This is a genomic window from Ruminococcus flavefaciens (assembly GCF_900119075.1).
In the GTDB taxonomy this organism is placed as follows: domain Bacteria; phylum Bacillota; class Clostridia; order Oscillospirales; family Ruminococcaceae; genus Ruminococcus; species Ruminococcus flavefaciens_Q.
Genome location: NZ_FPIP01000006.1, coordinates 109,720 through 127,657, shown reverse-complemented (window position 1 = coordinate 127,657; position 17,938 = coordinate 109,720). Strand labels below are relative to the sequence as shown.

Below are 17,938 nucleotides of genomic sequence, written 5' to 3'. Positions count from 1 at the left end.
TTCCTCCTGCGTTAGTCAGAAATTACCGCAACAGTTACATTGTCACGGCCGCCCTTGGTGAGAGCTAATTTTATAAGTTGATCTGCGGCGTCATCAAAATCAGAGTTGAGAATGACGTCGTATATTTCATCATCACTGCAATATCCCGAAAGGCCGTCCGAGCACAGCAGCAGACTTATCTTATCCTCATAGTCCAGCATGAACGTATCGGTGAGCACCGTTTTATCCACGCCTACAGCTCTTACGAGCATATGCTTCTGAGGGTGTACCTCCATTTCCTCCTCGGTTATCTTCCCCTGCTCAAACAGCAAAGCTGCTACATTATGATCAGTGGTTATCCTGACGAGGCCTGTGTCGGTGATGAGATATGCTCTGCTGTCGCCGACGTTGGCTATGAAGGCTGTTTTACCTGTAACAAAGGCAGCCACACAGGTCGTACCCATGCCGAAGTTTTTGAAATCGAACCTCGCCCGTGTATATATCACGGAATTTGCCGCTGATATCGATGATATAAGGAGCTTGCGGATATCCTCATCGCTGAGGCTCTCCTTATAATCCGCCGAAAAACGCTGGAAGAATTCTTCTATTGCGAGCTCGCTGGCTTCCTTTCCAGCTCGTTCGCCGCCCATACCGTCGCACACGACGGCAAGCACATTATGGCCGAAGTATTCGCATCTGACCGCGTCCTGATTTTCATCGCGAATCAGACCGATATCCGTGCCGTAGCGAAACCTCAAGTATCCGCACCCCCATTCTGTTGACTTTGCGCAGCAGCGTCACGCCGCAATTGACCGCACGCCGCTTCTATATCGCTGCCGAGAGTTCTTCTCACGGTAGCGTTTATCCCCCGCCTGCCCAGCTGTTTTGCGAATTCCGCAACACCTGAACGGGCTGTACGATAATTTCGTTCCCTGACCTTATTAACGGGAATAAGGTTCACATGGCAGTTCATGCCCCGCAGCAGCTTTGCCAGCTTGTCGGCGTCCGCCGCGGAATTATTCACATCGTCGATGACGGCGTACTCAAAGGTTACGCGGCGTCCTGTTTTTTCGATGTAGTATCTGCAAGCCTCCATAAGACTTGACAGCTCGTATTTTTTATTTACGGGCATTATCTCGCTTCTGCCCTCGTTGTCTGCACAGTGCAGAGAAATACAGAGCGTGAGCTGTAATTTCTTATCAGCCAGCTCATATATACGCGGTACGATACCGCAGGTGGAGAGCGATACGTGACGAAGGCTCATATCGTTGCCGTCCTTGTGGGAGAGCAGCGTGAGGAACTTCATAACGTTGTCGAAATTGTCAAGAGGCTCGCCGATGCCCATGAGCACCACACCCGAGACCTTTTTGCCCGAGTCCCTCTCAGCCTCATATATCTGCATGAGTATCTCCGAGGGAGCAAGACTTCTCACGTAGCCTGCTATCGCAGACGCACAAAAACGACAGCCCATTTTGCACCCCACCTGAGTGGACACACAGATACTGTATCCGTAGCTGTACTCCATCAGGACGGTCTCCACAAAATTGCCGTCAGAAAGCCTATAAAGATATTTTACCGTATTATCTATAGCAGATTCAAGCTTTTTTTGTATAAATAGTCCATTTATACAAAATTTTTCTTTTAAAGTACTGCGCAATTGGATAGATATATCAGACATTTTGTCGAAATCAAGGACTCTTTTGACGTGAAGCCACTGAAATATCTGCTTTGCGCGGAATTTCTTCTCTCCCAGAGCAACGAGAGCTTCCGTAAGTTCGTCCAGATCAAGACTGAGAATATCTACTTTTTCCAATTTATCACCTTACTTTTTTCTGAATTTTGCTATAAAGAAGCCGCTTCCGAATTTCGGCGGCATAAGTGTAGCCATAGTGCCGAATTTTTCTCCCATGAGCTCGGGAAGCTCCACGGCTTCAAGCTCCGAATGGTCGCGGAGAAGTCTCTCGCAGACCGCTTCGTTTTCGGCTTTTCTCACCGTGCAGGTGGAATAGACTAAAGTTCCGCCCGAATCGAGGTAATTCAGCGCATTGCACACTATTTTATATTGTATGTCGGGGAGCCCCGCAAAATCCGAGATGTTCTTGTACTTTATCTCGGGCTTGCTGCCGATGACTCCCAGTCCCGAGCACGGGACATCACAGAGTATCTTCGTGAATTTCGGCAGTTCGGGGTTGAACTTCGTTGCGTCCCCTGCCGCCGCCTTTATATTGGTGAGACCAAGTCTTTCAGCGCCCTTGCGTATGAGCTCCGCACGTTTTTCATGAAGGTCAAAGGCATATATCTCGCCCTTGCCGCCCATGAGCTCCGCCATAGTGAAGGTCTTACCTCCCGGGGCAGCGCATATATCGAGGACTCTGTCCTGCTCCGTGGGAGCAAGGCTCATGCAGCACAGCTGCGAAGCAAGCCCCTGAACGTGGAACCAGCCCTTTTTGAAGGCTTCTGTTGCCGTAAGATCGCCGCTCTCCGCCATGAAGCAGTTATCCATGAGCTTTTCGGCTTTTATACCGCCCAGTGCAGAAAGGAATTCTTCCTCTGTACATCTAATCGGATTGAGACGAAGATATGTGACATTTTTTTCAAGAGAAGCCGCAAGGAAATTCTCCGCCGCCTCTCTGCCGTAGTCGTCCGCAAGGCTCTTTACCAGCTCAACAGGAGCAGAATACTTCACGGATAAAGCCTTTACGCCGTCCTTTGGGAGCTTCAGCTCCCTGCCGCCGCGGATAAAATTCCTGAGCACCGCATTGACCATGCCCGAAGCGCTGGTCTTGCGGAACTTCTTTGCAAGAGCCACGCTCTCGTTTACCGCCGCATTGTCGGGAACGCTGTCCATGTACATTATCTGGTACACGCCGCAGCGCAGTATATTCAGTATTATGCCGTCAAGCTTCTCTATGGGGCGGGAGCTGAGACCGCCGATCATATGGTCAAGAGTGAGCCTGCGCTCGATGACTCCGTAGTATAGAGCGGAGCAGAGCTTTCTGCCGCGGTCGTCAAGATCCGAGCCTTTGAGACCGCTGTCAAGCTGCAAATTTGAATAGCTGCCGCTTGAAAAGGTCTTGTCGAGAAGCTTTACAGCAAGATATCGCGGATCTGTCATTATCTTCTTCTGACTGAAAGGAGAAGTCTGAGCAGCTGGAGTATCGAAGAAAGAAGTCCTGCAACATATGTGAGAGCTGCTGCCTTGAGCACCTTGCCTGCGTGAGGAACTTCACTTGGTTCAAGGATACCATCGTTTGCAAGAGTCTTGAGCGCTCTGTTGCTTGCGTCGAACTCTACCGGGAGAGTAACTGTCTGGAAGATGACAACTGCCGCAAACATAGCGATAGAAAGGTAAATAAGTCCTGTACCGATAGTGAGACTGCTCAGTGCGACGCCTATCAGGAGAACGATGTACCAGAGGTGTGAGCAGATATTGGTAACGGGTACCAGCTTGCTTCTGAGAAGTATAGGGCCGTAGCTCTCAGCGTGCTGACAGGCATGACCGCACTCGTGAGCCGCAACACCGATAGCCGCTACAGAGCGCTGTCCGAAAACAGAATCTGAAAGCCTTACAACGTTTGCCTTAGGATCGAAATGGTCGCTGAGCTTGCCCTTGATGTGCTGTATCTCAACATACTGAAGTCCGTTTGCGTCAAGTATCATTCTTGCCACCTGATCTGCGGTAAGACCTCTTGAATTGGCTATCTTGCTGTACTTCTTGAATGTGAAAGATACGTTTATCTGGGCAATGAGCGGTATTACCAGTATAGCAACATAAAGCAGGATATAAATACCGATGTGGTCGCTTGTACTGCGTGTGCCGTAGCCTGTTCCGTAGTAGTGATAATATCTTGACAGTGCCATAAACATATTCATGATATACATAACTATTCCTCCTTATCCGAGGATATCGCCCTTTACGAGCTTCTTTCCTCTGAGAAAGTCCTCTGTTTTCATACGCTTTTTGCCCTCGGGCTGTACCTCGCGGAAGATAACGGCTTTTCCGTCGCCGCACTTGACCGCAAAGCTTGCAGTATCCACGATAGCGCCGTTCTCGGCACCGTCGAAGCTGCCCTGTGCTATCTCCGACCTGAATACTTTCAGGCGCTTGCCCTCCAGCATTGCAAAGCCCGTAACGCCGCGGATAGTGTTGTGTACCTCCGCCGCAGTCTTCGAGAAGTCAAGAGCGCTCATCTCCTTGCGTATCATAGGAGAATAGCAGCTCAGGCTGTCGTCCTGCACCTCTGGCTTTAACGCGCCATTTCCGATAGCTTCTATAGTCTCCGCAAGAACTTCGCCTCCCATAGCAGAAAGCCTTGCATAGAGCTCCTCATAGGTCTCATTCTCGCCTATTTCCGCAGCTCTCTTTATGAGCATATCACCTGTGTCAAGTCCCTCGCTCATCTGCATGGAAGTAACGCCTGTCTCCTTTTCGCCGTTGAGGAGCACCCAGTTTATGGGAGCTGCTCCCCTGTACTTCGGCAGGAGGGAAGCGTGGATATTGATACAGCCGTATTTCGGCAGCTCCAGTATCTCCTTGGGGAGTATCTGTCCGTAAGCCGTTACGACTATGAGGTCGGGAGCTATCCCGCGGAGTATCCTCATGGACTCCTCTGCGTCCTCGCCCTTTCTCAGTGAAAGGGGCTGATAAACGAGTATCCCGTATTCCTCAGCCGCAGCCTTTACAGGTGTGGGGATAAGCTTGTATCCTCTGCCCTTGGGCTTGTCGGGCTGTGTGAACACTGCCGCAACCTCATGGCTGCTCTCTGCAAGAGTACGCAGGCATGGCACGGCAAAATCGGGAGTTCCCATAAATACTATTTTCATTGCTTAGTCTCCTCGGGTACGAAGAATTCTTCAACTATCTCTGTGAAAACGTGACCGTCAAGGTGGTCGTTCTCATGACAGGTGCACTGTGCGCCAAGCTCTGTGAAATCGCGCTCGAACCAGTTGCCGTTCCTGTCCTGAGCCTTTAAGTGACAGCTCATAGGTCTTGTTACATATCCCCATACATTCGGGCAGGAAAGGCAGCCTTCCTGCACTCTCTGCTTGCCCTCTTTCTTTGTAACCTCGGGGTTTATAGCCTCGATGCTGTCATTCTCGTCAAGGTGCATGATGAATATCCTGCGGCATATGCCTATCTGGGGAGCCGCAAGACCTACGCCCTCAGCCTTGTTGAGAGTCTCGTGCATATCGTCAAGAAGCTGTGCAAGCTTCTCGTCAAACTTATCCACAGGCTTGCAAACCTTGTGGAGCATTTCGTCCTTATCTGTTAAAATCCTTCTAAGTGCCATATTATCTATCCTTTTCTATTATACGCCCACATCGCCGTTAATATCGGCGTAAAGAGCGACGCCTTTCATTTCCTTCAGCTTTGCCGACTCTGTAAGGACTTCTCTGATGAAGCCTCTCATTTCGGCGCTGTTCTTGCATTTCATTATTATCCTGTAGCGGTACTTGCCGTTTATCCTGCCGTATGAGCAGCGGACAGGTCCCAGTACTCTCACGGGAGTTTTAGGCTGCAATTCCCTTAATTTCCCGTTCATAAGCCGCAGCACCGCCTCCGCGCCCAGCCTTACGGATATGTCCTCATTTCCCGAAAAGCAGAAAATGCACATATCGCAGAGGGGCGGAAATATCATCGCGCGGCGGATAGCTATTTCCTCGTTGTAGAATCCCTTGTAGTCCTGAGCGGCTGCAAGGTTCATGATGTAGTGCTCGGGGATAAAGGTCTGTAGTATAGCGCGTCCGCGGCGCTCACCGCGTCCCCCTCGTCCCACCACCTGAGTGATAAGGGAAAAGGTTCGCTCATAGCTTCGGAAATCTCCCGCATACAGAGCCTTGTCGACTGAGAGGACTCCAACCAGCGTAACGTTGGGGAAATCCAGTCCCTTGCCTATCATCTGAGTGCCTATCATTATGTCGTATCTGCCGTCGCGGAAGTCCGTGAAGCTCTTCTCGTAGGAATACCGCGAGAACGTAGTATCCGCGTCCATGCGCAGGATACGCGCGGACGGAAAGAACGTTGAGAGCTCCTCCTCCAGCTTCTGGGTGCCGAAGCCCATATTTTTCAGGTGCTTTGAGCCGCAGGACGGGCAGGTGTCTACAGGCGGACTGACGTAGCCGCAGTAGTGGCACATCAGCTTGTCGTTTTTCTTGTGGTATGTCAGCGGTACCGAGCAATTGGGGCAGTACACGGGCTGATAGCAGTCGCAGCAGCTTATAATGGTATGATAGCCGCGCCTGTTCAGCAGCAGTATTGACTGCTCGCCGTTTTTCAGATTGGCGCTTATCTCCTCAGCCAGTTTGCGGCTGAATTCCTTGCGGTTGCCTGCCTCGCGCTCAAGGTTCATATCAATGATACTCACCTCGGGCAGGGGCGCATTGCCGTATCTTTCCTTCATTTCGAGAAGTCTGTACGCTCCCCTTTCGGCAAGGTAGTAGCTCTCGATAGAAGGAGTTGCCGAAGCCAGCAGAAGTGCGCAGTTATGATAAGCACAGCGCTGCTTGGCGATGTCATGGGTGGTATATCTCGGGGAGCTGTCCGATTTGTAGGAACGCTCGCCCTCCTCGTCGATTATGATAATGCCGATATTACTGAGCGGAGCAAAAACAGCGCTTCGCGTACCTATTACTATATCCGCGTCGCCGCGCTTTATGCGCTTGTACTCGTCAAGCCTCTGACCGAGAGAGAGACCGCTGTGGATAACGGCTACTCTTTCACCGAAAAGCGAGCGGAAACGCTTGAGTATCTGAGGCGTAAGACCTATCTCGGGAATGAGCAGCATTGCCTGCCGTCCCATTTTCACCGTGTCGTCTATGAGCTTCTCAAAGACCGAGGTCTTGCCGCTTCCCGTAACGCCGTGGAGCAGAAATACCGCAGGCTTGCGCTCATGAAGCTGTGCCAGCACCGCGTCGTGAGCCTTTTGCTGTTCTGGAGAAAGAACAATGTCCTCGGGACGCCTTTTCTCCTCAGCATCGCCCTCAACTCGTCTCAGCACCTCTGCTTCGTACTCCTCAGCCGCTCCGCCTGCGCAGAGCCGCTTCACCACGGACTCCGTAACGCCGCACATATATGCCGCCTCACGTACCGCCGCAGAGCCGTACTCGCTGAGAAATTCCGCTACCTGCTTCTGCTTCGGAGTAAGGTCAAAGCTCTCGGGAGCGCTCATGTACTTGTCGGAAAGCCGCACCATTCTCACTGCCGCGTCGCCGACCGCCTGTCTGAACACATTGTCCGAGTCCATGGCGCCTGCGTCGCAGAGCTCGTCAGGGAGCCGCCTGCCGTTTTCGATGATATGCTCCTCAATAACAGCGTTCAGTTCCTTATTGTCCGTAATACAGGCAAGTCTGTCAAGCAATTCCGCCGCCGCAGGACTCAGCGATCCAGCGCCCGTGAAATTCTTAACAAGCCTGAACGTTTCCTTAGTGCTTACGCTCATTGCAGGTGGGAGCATGGTCTTTACTGCGTCATAGTAGGTACAGAAGGTCTGCTCCCTGAGATATAGAGCAAGCCGCAGAAGCTCCTCTGAGACAACAGGCTCCTCGTCCACAAGGGATACAAGGGGCTTCAGACGGGCTGTATCGCCCTCGGTGAGCTTCATCACCACGCCTATCCTGCGCTTATTTCCTTTTCCGAAGGGTACCAGCACCCGACAGCCGCAGGCAGTTTTTGCCGCAAGCTTTTCGGGCACAGCATAGCTGAACAGCATATCAAAGGAATAGGCTGTTCCGCTGACTGCTACCTCCGCTGTAAGGGGCATTATTCGCTGATAGTCGGAGCTGTGTTCACTATCTTGCACTTGCCGCTTGCAAGCTCCTCAACAGCTGTCTTAACAGGCTTTTCCTCAAGAGTCTCGCCCTTTTCATAGAGCTCCTCTGAGATCTGTCTTGCACGCTTTGCAACTGCGATAACGAGAGAATAACAGCTCTCATTCTTTGTGATAATCTGGTTTACTGCTGGTCTAAGCATTTTTCAACACCTCATTTATAATATCTCCCGAGTAGTCCACTTTCAGCTGTTCTCCGCGGATAACTGCGAAGAAGTCGCTTACAGCGTCCTCAAGGGCGTCATTGACGATAACGTAATCATACTTTTCAGCCTGAGATATCTCCCAAGCTGCCTTGGAAACGCGCTCCTCGATGACCTCGTCGGTCTCGGTGCCGCGCTTTTTGAGTCTGCGGCGGAGCTCGTTTATCGACGGCGGAACAACGAATATAAATACCGCGTCGGGACGCTTCTCGCGTATCTTCATAGCGCCCTGCGGCTCTATTTCGAGGATAACGTTGAGTCCCTGTTCCAGTCTGCCGTCCACCTCGCTGGAAAGAGTACCGTAGAGGTTCTGGCAGTACTCGGCGTGTTCGATGAACTTGCCGTCGGCGATTCTCTGCTCGAAGTCCTCACGGGTAAGGAAGTGATAATTCACACCGTCCTTTTCGCCCTCACGGGGAGCTCTTGTAGTAGCCGAAACAGATATCGCAAAACTCTTGTCCTTGAGTATCTCCTCCAGCATAGTGCCCTTTCCGCAGCCTGACGGCGCAGAAAAAACTATAAGTCTGCCTTTATTCATCTTCGTCCGAACCTCCCGAACCGTTTATTCTTGCCGCAAGAGTATCCGTAATGAGTGAGGACAGTATAATATGACCGCTGTCCATTATCATAACGGCTCTTGTTTTGCGTCCGTAAGTTGCGTCAACGGCTCTGCCGTCGTCGCGAGCCTCCTGAACGAGGCGCTTTATGGGAGCAGACTCGGGACTTACGATAGTAACTATCCTGTCTGCCGACACCATATTTCCGTAGCCAATATTTATCAGTTTCATAGCTTACTCTATATTCTGTATCTGCTCGCGTATCTTCTCTATCTCAGCCTTCATATCAACGACTACCTTTGTGATATTGAGGTCCTGAGCCTTTGAGCCGATAGTGTTTACCTCGCGGTTCATCTCCTGAACGATGAAGTCCAGCTTTCTGCCTACAGCCTCGTCGCTTGCCAGCATTGATTCCAGCTGAGCGATATGGCTTCTCAGGCGTACAGTCTCCTCGTCAACAGCAATTTTCTCAGCAAAAACAGCAGCTTCCGTGAGGACTCTCTGGTCGTCTATATCCTTGCCCTCGAGAACCTCGCTGAGCTTCTTGTAAAGGCGGTTCCTGTAGTTTTCAACGGTCTTTGGAGACAGCTCCTCTACCTTGGATACCATATTGAGGATACCCTCAGCCTTTTCGGTGACATCGGCTTTCAGGCGTTCACCCTCAACCTGTCTCATTTCAACGAAGCGCTGTATAGCTTCGGAAGCAACTGCGGAAACGTCCTCCCATACCTGCTCCTCATCGTCGGGAGTTTTCTGTATATTGAATATATCGGGGAGCTTCATGAGCTTTGAGAGCGTGATATCGTCCTCAACACCCAGCTCGTCGGCAATGCCTCTGAGAGCGTCCACATAGCCCTGAGCAGCGCCCTTGTTGATAGCTATCTCAGCGTCCTTGCCCTCGATGTTGTTGATAGTTACCGCTACCTCCACCTTACCGCGGGAGATGCCCGTTTTCAGCAAAGCCTTGAGTTTTTCATCTATATAACTGTAAGTTCTTGGAACTCTTGAAGAATACTCATAATATCTATGGTTCACGGAGCGAATCTCCACGAGAATATCCCGTCCGTTAAGTATCTGCTGCGCTCTTCCGTAGCCTGTCATACTTCTAAGCACCTTATCGCCTGCTTTCTTTTTATTTATTCGCATAGATATGCTATTCTAATATTATAACATTATTCCTGCTAAAATGCAAGGGTTTTTCTGAAAATATTGCCCATTTCAGCCCCTGTGGACATAAAAAAGCTGCACAGCTTTCGCCGTGCAGCTTTAATGATTCTATATACTAATTACTTAGTAGGATCAAGAGATGCAACCTTCTTGAGGAGGTACTCCTGAATGCGGAGAGCGTCTCCGGCTGTTACGCCGTCGCCGTGCTCAGCAACGTCAGCATTAGCAAGGCCCTGCTCTGTGATGTGCTTGTCATCAGAACCGTTAAGACCGTACTTGTTCGGGTTAGCAAGGTTCTGCATGATAAGTACAACGTCTGACATATCAACGTCCTTATCGCAGTTAGCGTCGCCCCAAAGTGTAGCCTTAACATCATCAGGCTTCTTGTCTGTTGTAGTTGTAGTTACACTTGTAGTTGTAGTAGTTGTTGTGCTTGTTGTAGTTGTAGTTGTTGTAACGTCATCAGGATCAGGAAGTGGCTTAACCTCAGGATAGAGAAGTGCCATTGTACCGTAAGCAACGATAGCGTCGCCAGCGTGCCAGAATCTGTGATACTGGAACTGGAAGTCCTTGATATCAACTGTTCCGTCGCCGTTGTTATCTTCGCCCTTGCCTTCGTCATACTTCTTAGCTTCCTGCCACATCTCATCCTTCTCGTAGTTCTTACGGATAGATGAGAATGTAGCGCCGTACTCAAGCTTAGAACCGTCAGGCATTGTACCGCTGTACTCCTTTGGAATATAAACTTCCTCGTGGAATACTCTCTTGAGGCTTGGGTTGCTGTCTGTAAATGTGAGACCGATATCGTCACGGCCCTGATTATACTGAGCAGAGAGGAGTCTGTTAGCAAGGTAGAGACCCTTTTCAGCAACAGATGTGCCTTCCTCAGTAGCGTACTTAGCATCTACGCCCTTAGCCTTTGCATAGTAGATAAGTGTATTACAGAGTGAGGATACGCATCCAACGTCTCCCTGACCATAGCCGCCGATCTTGCAGGTGAGCTTCTGGTTAGCACTCTCGCTGTATGTACCTGTCCATGTATCAGGTGTGCAAGTATAGTCTGTATCGCTTGAACCCCAGTCAAGAGTTGCAGGGATACAATAGCTGTACTTGTGGCCCTCAGGATCTGTCCAGTTGAAGTGTGTATTCTCCTCGAACCAGCCGATCCATCTCTCAAGAAGCTTATCAAGAGCCTCGTCGAGCTTGAGTCCGCCGTATGTCTGACCGCTCTTATCGCCGTCCTTGGTTACATAGTAATAGAGCTCACAGAGACGCTGTGTTGACCATACCTGGTTACCGATCCAGTGGTTTGAACCAGGATCTGCGTATACAGGATGTGGAACGTAAGCCATCTCATAGAATGTAGCGTGACCTGAAGGATACTCCTCGTAACGACCTCTCCAGCTGTTTGTACAACCACCTGCGAAAGGACCGTCCTTAGACTGGAGCCACTGATACATTTCGATCTGACGCTTGAGAGACTCCTTATAGTCTGTTGCAGCGTCCTTACCCTTCATACCGCTGTTGATGCCCTCATCATAGAGAAGAGCGTAAGCAGCGAGAGGATTCTGATAGAACTGATGTGAATGTGAGCAGCCGATCTGCCAAGCCCAGTCGTAGTTGCCGAGAGCTCCGCCCCAAGCTGTGTACCAAGCCATGAGATAGTGCTTGGAATCCATGCCTGCTGATGAAGATGTGAGCTTTGTATCCTTAGCGATAGCCTTATAGTACTTATCGAACATATCGTTACGGCACTGGTCACCCATCTTACCTGCAAGACCTGAGATCTCGCCGCAGTCTACGCCGTTCTGGTTAGCGAAGTAGATAGCCTGGATAGCACGATCCTCAGCGTCAGGAGCGTTTGTGAATGAGTACTGCTTTGGTACCTTGCCGATACCGTTGAAGATAGCCTTGATACCGTTGCCGTTATCGCCGCTGCTCTCCATACCATATTTGAGCTCTTCAAGACAAGGAGCCGGAACAGTCTCGAAACAAGACTCCTGCTCACCTCTCTGGAAGGTGTTGATAAATGTGAACTTACCGCTTCCGCCGAAACCATACCAGTCATCAACGTCAGCGAGCCAGTTCATGAGATAGTAACCGTTATCGCTGCCGTATGCAGACTTGAATGTATCGAACATTGGGTTGATAGCGTCAACCTGTGGCTGCTTTGTAGGATAGTCAGTAGGAAGGTCACCTTCCTCAGCTGTATCAGCCTTGAGTCTTGACTGCTTCCAGATTGTATCATACTTAACATCTGTTCTGCCTGAAGCCTTTGACCAGCCAGGGATCATAGCCTCCATTGTGTTCCAAGCCTTCTTGATGTCGCTTGCTGTGCCTGTTCCCTCGAGAACATCGTGCATAGCTGCCATCCAAACGATGTAGGACATAGCCTCAGAAGTTGTCTCGTGACCGTAGTCAGGAGCCTCAACGATGAATGTCTCTACTGAATGGTAAGGGATTCCGAAGCCCGAACCATTAGTCTGGCTGCTGAGATATCCGTTCTGAACACCGTTTGTAATAACGTCATCATAAAGTGATGAGAACATCTCTTTGTAAGAGCCGTTAGACTTTGCAGCCTCTGCTGTAGGAGCAGCTGATGCCATAACAGGCATTACTGCTGAAGCAGACATTGCAGCAGCAAGAATGCCTGCTGCGAGAGCCTTATTCTTTTTGCTTATCATTGTTTTTTACCCCTCTCTGTAGTATAGGTTTAAAAAATGGTTAATTGCCCCCTGAAAGCGATGTTTCGGGGAGCGCATACGAAAATACTTCGTACACTGTGTGTATTTTCACGCAGACTACACACAATTCTCAAACTATTTTCAAGATAATTATAGCCCACCTTTAACTTTGTGTCAACAGTTTAGGTTGTTTTACCAATCCGCCAAAGTCATTTTTGTTGCAATGCACACAATAGCAAATCCATTTTTGTACATTTTGTCTACCCGAAAAATCCAAGGTTTTCCCTATATGTTAACGAAATATTAACAAATTCCGTAAACGAACTTAAAGTCAAAACATTCATCTCAAACTCAATAATCTCTCACAAAACCCACACACTTCGGCTATAATATATACTTGAGGCTATGTGTCCGCACCGCGTAAAGTCTTTGACCAATATCGCTGGAATTAACATTTTATTCATATTTTGTTAATCCCACGTTAATATTATTCTGTAATAATAAAGCAGTATGCTATACTGCACTATAGTATACTATTTTATATTAAATATTTGATTTTTAAGATCAGAAAGGAGCGCCTCATGATCACTATTGAAAATCTTACCAAGTATTACGGCAGCAACCGTGCTGTAAATCATATAAGCTTTACAATAAACGATAATGAGATCCTCGGTTTCCTCGGTCCCAACGGAGCGGGCAAATCGACAACCATGAACATGATAGCAGGCTATCTGCCCATGTCCGACGGAACTGTCAGCATCTACGGCGCCGACATAACTAAAGAGCCCCTTAAAGCCAAAAAGAACATCGGCTATCTCCCCGAGATACCGCCTGTGTATCCCGATATGAAGGTAAAGGAGTACCTCTCCTTCTGCGCAGGTCTGAAACAAGTGCCCAGAGGTGATAGAAAGGACGAGATAGAGCGCGTTATGAAGCTTCTCAAGATCAAGGACGTTGAGGGCAAGCTCATACGCAATCTTTCAAAGGGCTACAAGCAGCGTGTCGGCTTTGCGCAGGCACTTCTCGGCAATCCCAAGTTCCTTATCCTCGATGAGCCTACAGTCGGTCTCGATCCCAATCAGGTAGCAGAGGTCCGCGCTATCATCAAGGACCTCAAAAAGGAGCACTCCGTTATATTCAGCTCCCATATCCTCAGTGAAGTCAGCGCAGTATGCGACCGCGTCGTCATCATCAACAAGGGCGATATCAGAGCTATCGACACCATCGAGAATCTTGAGAAATCCTTCTCCTCGACACTCACTCTCCACATCAAGGTCAAGGGCGACAGAACAAAGGCTGCGTCGGTAATCGAGATGACAAAGGGAGTCAAGGAGATAACCGCCATTGACGACGAGGGCAGCAGCATTTACGCATTCACAGTCCAGCTCGAGGGCGACTTCGACACCGCAAGAGACGCTATCATGGCTGAATGCATCAAGAACGGCGTAAGCATTCTCGAAATATACGCGGACAAGCCAAACCTCGAAAGCGTATTCATCGAGCTCATAAACCGTCCTGCCAAGAAGTCGGGACTTGAAGAGCTCCTTGAAGAGACTCCCGACGAGTCGGGCGGCACAGAGGACGAGTCAGACGAAAACGAAGAAGAAAAGGAGGAAGAATAATCATGTTTCCTATTTATAAAAAGGAGCTGCAATCCTTCTTCTACACTCCTTTCGCATATGCTATAGCAGCGCTTTTCCTGCTGCTTTTCGCACTCCCTATCGCTAATATGATAAGCGACCTCGGCAAGAACAGCTCAGTCAGTGCAAACGTAATGCCTTTCTCATTCACCGAGATGTTCTATTCGGTAATACTCTACTTTATCTTCCTGCTGCCTATCCTCACCATGAGGACATTCGCAGACGAGCGCAAGAACGGCACAGAGGTGCTGCTCATGACCTCTCCCGTCAGCGTTGCAAAGATAGTAATCGCAAAGTTCCTTGCAAACGTTACCGTATACCTCTTTATGATAGCAGGAACTCTTATCTTCCCTATCATCACAGCTATCAAGGGCGAGGTAGTAATGAGCCAGCTCATATGCGCCTATATCGGAATCTTCTGCTGGGGACTCATGTACATAGCGCTGGGTATGCTCATATCCGCACTTACCGAGAACTCCATACTCGCAGCTATCATCGGTGAAGTTGTGATGTTCATACTCCTCTTTATCGACGACTTTGCAAACTCAGGCTTCATGTCACAGTTCCCCAAGGCGCAGTCCGTTATCTACGCATTTGCAGCTCAGCCAAGATTCGCTTACTTCTCTGAGGGCTTTATTCGTCTTTCGGACCTTACCTTCTTTGCATCGGCAATAATCGTGCTTCTCGTATGGACATACATCGCCATAGAGAAAAGACGCTGGAACAGGGGGTAAGCTGCAATGAAAAAGAAAAAAATGAATCTTTCGGGCACTGTAGCCTTAATAACAGCGCTCCTTGTACTGATAATATTCATACCGATAAATCTCATCGTAAGCTATTACGACAAGGGCTTCGATATGACGCCAGCAGGCAAATACACACTCAACGAAAAGACAGTACAGCTTCTTGACGAAACTGCCGACAAGCATATCGACATCTACTGTCTCTACGACCTCGAGGAGTTCAAACGCTCGGAAAACTCCGAGTTCCTGCCTCTTTACCACACACTGAAGCAGCTTGAGCAGCGTGACAATATCACACTCACCTGCTTCCTCCCCGACGAGAACGTAACTCTCTCAAAAGAGCTCGATCCCGAAGGACTGCTCGGACTTGAAAAGGGCGATACCTTCGTCAAGTCAAACGGCGTTATCAAAAAAATAAGCAGAAACAAAGTGTTCCAGACAGGCGCTGACGACACCAAGCAGTACGCAGGCGAGGAGCTCCTCGCAGCGGCTGTCAAGACCTGTGCAAGCGGCTCTCTGCCTACAGTTTACTTCCTCACAGGTCACGGCGAGAAGTCTATCGAGACTAACCTTGCTGAATTCTCAGCTCTCCTCAAGACCAACAACTACGACGTAAAGGAGCTTGACCTCGGCAAGGAGGGCGCTATCCCCGACAACGCAAAGATAATCTATCTTGCAGGTCCCACAAAGGATATCACAGACAAGGAAAAGGACCTTCTCCTTGAATATGCCGACAACGGCGGCGCAATGTCATTCCTCCTCGATCCCTGCGACACAGAGGGACGCTTCACCAACATCGAGAAGATAATGGAGGAATTCGGACTTGTCCTCGACTACAACATCGTTACCGAGACAACTCCTGCAAATATGCTTGACGACCCCGACCAGAACCAGAACGAGAATTATCTCCGCGTCGAGTATCCCGCAGGCTCGCAGGTAAACACCGACTTCACTCAGGACCTTACCACAGACCTCAACAAGCTGATAAGCAGCGGCTCATTCTCCGCAGGCATCTCCTATACGAGAAGCCTTACAGAGATACCCGAGGACTCATTCCCCGGAGCCTCCTACATCGAGCGTTCTTCAATAATCAAGAACACAACAGGTCTTAATGGTAAATATACAACTGTCAGCAAAGCAATGGGCGGCGACGATATAACCGCCAAGGAAGCAGACGAAAAGCTCAGCGGTATTTCTCTTGATTTCGGCTACTATTCATTCAACAAAAAATCAGGCGGAAAGCTTATCGTTATCGGCACTACAGCTCCTATCGATACCGTAAGATGTACTCCTACAGTTGAGATACCTGCCGACAAGCAGAAGATCGCAAGCACCAGCGGTACAAGAATGCTGATGATATTCAGCAACACATGGCTCTACGACAGCGAGATACAGTTCGGTGTCGGCAACAAGATAAACGCCTACGACTATATGACCTTTGAGGGCTCTAATGACGCTACAAAGACGATCGTCTCACTGTTTATCCTGCCTGTTGTTATAGCAGTCATTGGTATCGCAGTATGGCTTAAAAGGAGAAATTCCTGATGAAAAAACCTATTATAGCACTTATTGCTTTAGTTATCGCGGCAGGCGGCTCCATAGGAGCCTTCCTCGCCGTAAAGAACAAAAAGGATAATGAAAACCGACAGGCGCAGGAAATGATAGCCGAAAACTCACTTCTCCACTTTGACGGCGACGCAGTCACACAGCTTTCCTTCTCAAAGGACGGCGAGACTTATGTATGCAAACACGACGGTAAAAAGTGGACTCTCGATTCAGGCGAATTTGCCGTTGACCAGACCTACTGCCAGCTCATCTGCACCTACACATCGACTCTTGAAGCCGCTGAAAACTACGGCGAGATAACCGACGAGAAGCTCGCCATGTACGGACTTGATTCTCCCGATATCGTGGAGGTGACCGAACCAAAGGGCACTCACACTATCCATATAGGAAATATGAGTCCTACAGGCAATTACTACTATGTTACCATAGACGGCAAGAACAATATCTATGCCATTGAAGCTATGCAGGGAAGCGTGCTCAAGCTTGACAGGCTCCTCATCAAGAACAAGGAGCTCCTGCCATATACGCTTTACGACTTAAAGCAGGTCACCACCTACAAGAACGGCGAAGTCCTCTGCGACCTCACCTTTGATGAAGAAAGCCAGAAATGGTCGCTCCCAAAGGAGTACTCCGAAATCGAGCTTGACCAGACTAAGGTAACAGCTCAGTTCAATAACATAGTCCGCCTCGAAGCCGAGGACATGATGGACGAAAAGCTCGACGACCTTGCCAAGTACGGCTTTGACAAGCCCTACGGCGAGGCTGTGGTAAAGGGACTTGACGGCACAGAGCGAAAGCTCCTTATGAGCGTCGACGAGAACGATCCCAAATACTGCTATGTGCTTGTAGACGGCGAGCAGGTGGAAAAGTACTATACACAGGATATGCATTTCACTCAGCTTCTCCCCTACGATTTCATATCGGAGAATTACATTGCCGCAAGGAACTACAGCACCAAGAGCTTCAAGCTGAAGTACGCCAATATAGATATCAGCGCAGAGCTTGATATGGAGAATAACAAGTGCACCGTGAACGGCAAGGAAGTTGATCTCAACACCAACGAGAATTACGTTGCATTTGACAACTTCTTCAATTCAATGTCCATTTATAAGTACACAGGCACAGACGTAAAGGCAAAGCCCGAACTCAAGGAGCCTGAACTCACAGCAGAATTCAAGCTTGATGAGGGCGGCACCGTAAAGATAGAGCTTGTCAAGGGCGAGGGTACAAGCTATTACGTATTCCGCAACGGCAAGTACACAGGAGCTTACGTCGACGAATCAATGCTAAGAGGAAGAAATTCTCTCAGCGAATTCTTCATAAAGTTCCAGAAGCTTGCAGGACTTGAATAAAGTAAAAAGCAGCACCATTAGCAAGGGCGTGATAAAGAAATTTATCACGCCCTCTAAAATAATAAAGAAGAAAGAATAATATTGGTATTGCCTTTCGGCGATATTTTTTTAATATGTCCGTGAAACGGATACCTTAATTCTTATTTATTATTTATTCTCTATTCTTTATTATTTCAGAAAAGGCCGTAAAGAAGCTTAAAGCTTATTTACGGCTTTTTCAC

Annotated in this window: 16 protein-coding genes; 4 read left to right on the top strand and 12 right to left on the bottom strand. The window is 49.1% G+C overall.

Annotation, left to right across the window (positions count from 1 at the left end; genetic code table 11):
* Nucleotides 1-11: 11 nt before the first annotated feature.
* From BT105_RS10070 to BT105_RS10015, 12 genes are all read right to left on the bottom strand, one after another.
* Nucleotides 12-737 (bottom strand): Stp1/IreP family PP2C-type Ser/Thr phosphatase, encoded by a 726-nt coding sequence (locus BT105_RS10070; RefSeq protein ID WP_072300628.1) that lies wholly within the window; start codon nt 735-737, stop codon nt 12-14.
* Nucleotides 734-1,792 carry a dual-specificity RNA methyltransferase RlmN gene (rlmN, locus tag BT105_RS10065; RefSeq protein ID WP_072300627.1) on the bottom strand — a complete coding sequence of 353 codons (1,059 nt, stop codon included), beginning with the start codon at nt 1,790-1,792 and terminating at the stop codon, nt 734-736. The genes BT105_RS10070 and rlmN overlap by 4 nt, the downstream gene beginning before the upstream one ends.
* Nucleotides 1,793-1,801: 9 nt before the next feature.
* A complete protein-coding gene (gene rsmB, locus BT105_RS10060) occupies nt 1,802-3,094 on the bottom strand; it encodes a 16S rRNA (cytosine(967)-C(5))-methyltransferase RsmB (protein ID WP_072300626.1) in 1,293 nt (430 codons plus the stop codon).
* Nucleotides 3,094-3,861 carry a zinc metallopeptidase gene (locus tag BT105_RS10055; RefSeq protein ID WP_081367857.1) on the bottom strand — a complete coding sequence of 256 codons (768 nt, stop codon included), beginning with the start codon at nt 3,859-3,861 and terminating at the stop codon, nt 3,094-3,096. The genes rsmB and BT105_RS10055 overlap by 1 nt, the downstream gene beginning before the upstream one ends.
* 12 nt (nt 3,862-3,873) lie before the next feature.
* A complete protein-coding gene (gene fmt, locus BT105_RS10050; protein WP_072300625.1) occupies nt 3,874-4,803 on the bottom strand; it encodes a methionyl-tRNA formyltransferase in 930 nt (309 codons plus the stop codon).
* Complete coding sequence (def, locus tag BT105_RS10045) at nt 4,800-5,270, bottom strand: peptide deformylase (RefSeq protein WP_028516088.1); 471 nt, start codon at nt 5,268-5,270, stop codon at nt 4,800-4,802. Before def ends, fmt begins: the two co-directional genes overlap by 4 nt.
* An 18-nt stretch (nt 5,271-5,288) precedes the next feature.
* Nucleotides 5,289-7,778, bottom strand: coding sequence for a replication restart helicase PriA (priA, locus tag BT105_RS10040; RefSeq protein ID WP_242940117.1), 2,490 nt, complete (start codon nt 7,776-7,778; stop codon nt 5,289-5,291).
* The gene (gene rpoZ, locus BT105_RS10035) at nt 7,739-7,948 is read right to left on the bottom strand and encodes a DNA-directed RNA polymerase subunit omega (RefSeq protein WP_028516086.1); all 210 of its coding nucleotides are present in this window, start codon (nt 7,946-7,948) and stop codon (nt 7,739-7,741) included. The genes priA and rpoZ overlap by 40 nt, the downstream gene beginning before the upstream one ends.
* Nucleotides 7,941-8,546 carry a guanylate kinase gene (gene gmk, locus BT105_RS10030; protein WP_028516085.1) on the bottom strand — a complete coding sequence of 202 codons (606 nt, stop codon included), beginning with the start codon at nt 8,544-8,546 and terminating at the stop codon, nt 7,941-7,943. The genes rpoZ and gmk overlap by 8 nt, the downstream gene beginning before the upstream one ends.
* Complete coding sequence (locus BT105_RS10025) at nt 8,539-8,796, bottom strand: DUF370 domain-containing protein (protein WP_024861623.1); 258 nt, start codon at nt 8,794-8,796, stop codon at nt 8,539-8,541. The genes gmk and BT105_RS10025 overlap by 8 nt, the downstream gene beginning before the upstream one ends.
* Before the next feature lie 3 nt (nt 8,797-8,799).
* Nucleotides 8,800-9,678: a YicC/YloC family endoribonuclease gene (locus BT105_RS10020; RefSeq protein WP_028516084.1), complete on the bottom strand. Its 879-nt coding sequence runs from the start codon at nt 9,676-9,678 to the stop codon at nt 8,800-8,802.
* Between the two features lie 173 nt (nt 9,679-9,851).
* On the bottom strand, nt 9,852-12,416 hold the full coding sequence (locus tag BT105_RS10015; RefSeq protein WP_072300623.1) for a glycoside hydrolase family 48 protein: 2,565 nt from the start codon (nt 12,414-12,416) through the stop codon (nt 9,852-9,854).
* Nucleotides 12,417-12,997: 581 nt separating this feature from the next.
* Between BT105_RS10015 and BT105_RS10010 the strand changes: the two genes are divergently transcribed.
* The 4 genes from BT105_RS10010 to BT105_RS09995 are packed head-to-tail and all read left to right on the top strand — an operon-like array spanning nt 12,998 to nt 17,717.
* Nucleotides 12,998-14,038: an ABC transporter ATP-binding protein gene (locus BT105_RS10010; protein WP_072300622.1), complete on the top strand. Its 1,041-nt coding sequence runs from the start codon at nt 12,998-13,000 to the stop codon at nt 14,036-14,038.
* Between the two features lie 2 nt (nt 14,039-14,040).
* The gene (locus BT105_RS10005) at nt 14,041-14,790 is read left to right on the top strand and encodes an ABC transporter permease (protein ID WP_072300621.1); all 750 of its coding nucleotides are present in this window, start codon (nt 14,041-14,043) and stop codon (nt 14,788-14,790) included.
* Nucleotides 14,791-14,796: 6 nt separating this feature from the next.
* On the top strand, nt 14,797-16,344 hold the full coding sequence (locus BT105_RS10000) for a Gldg family protein (RefSeq protein ID WP_072300620.1): 1,548 nt from the start codon (nt 14,797-14,799) through the stop codon (nt 16,342-16,344).
* Nucleotides 16,344-17,717, top strand: coding sequence for a DUF4340 domain-containing protein (locus BT105_RS09995; protein WP_072300619.1), 1,374 nt, complete (start codon nt 16,344-16,346; stop codon nt 17,715-17,717). Before BT105_RS10000 ends, BT105_RS09995 begins: the two co-directional genes overlap by 1 nt.
* The last annotated feature ends 221 nt before the right edge of the window (nt 17,718-17,938 follow it).

Bases quoted from the DNA above. Each gene is read 5' to 3' on its own strand.
- BT105_RS10015 (WP_072300623.1), bottom strand. From the start codon at position 12,416: ATGATAAGCAAAAAGAATAAGGCTCTCGCAGCAGGCATTCTTGCTGCT.
- rsmB (WP_072300626.1), bottom strand. From the start codon at position 3,094: ATGACAGATCCGCGATATCTTGCTGTAAAGCTTCTCGACAAGACCTTT.
- gmk (WP_028516085.1), bottom strand. From the start codon at position 8,546: ATGAATAAAGGCAGACTTATAGTTTTTTCTGCGCCGTCAGGCTGCGGA.
- BT105_RS10005 (WP_072300621.1), top strand. From the start codon at position 14,041: ATGTTTCCTATTTATAAAAAGGAGCTGCAATCCTTCTTCTACACTCCT.
- BT105_RS09995 (WP_072300619.1), top strand. From the start codon at position 16,344: ATGAAAAAACCTATTATAGCACTTATTGCTTTAGTTATCGCGGCAGGC.
- def (WP_028516088.1), bottom strand. From the start codon at position 5,270: ATGGCACTTAGAAGGATTTTAACAGATAAGGACGAAATGCTCCACAAG.
- BT105_RS10055 (WP_081367857.1), bottom strand. From the start codon at position 3,861: ATGTATATCATGAATATGTTTATGGCACTGTCAAGATATTATCACTAC.
- BT105_RS10025 (WP_024861623.1), bottom strand. From the start codon at position 8,796: ATGAAACTGATAAATATTGGCTACGGAAATATGGTGTCGGCAGACAGG.
- rpoZ (WP_028516086.1), bottom strand. From the start codon at position 7,948: ATGCTTAGACCAGCAGTAAACCAGATTATCACAAAGAATGAGAGCTGT.
- BT105_RS10000 (WP_072300620.1), top strand. From the start codon at position 14,797: ATGAAAAAGAAAAAAATGAATCTTTCGGGCACTGTAGCCTTAATAACA.
- fmt (WP_072300625.1), bottom strand. From the start codon at position 4,803: ATGAAAATAGTATTTATGGGAACTCCCGATTTTGCCGTGCCATGCCTG.
- BT105_RS10010 (WP_072300622.1), top strand. From the start codon at position 12,998: ATGATCACTATTGAAAATCTTACCAAGTATTACGGCAGCAACCGTGCT.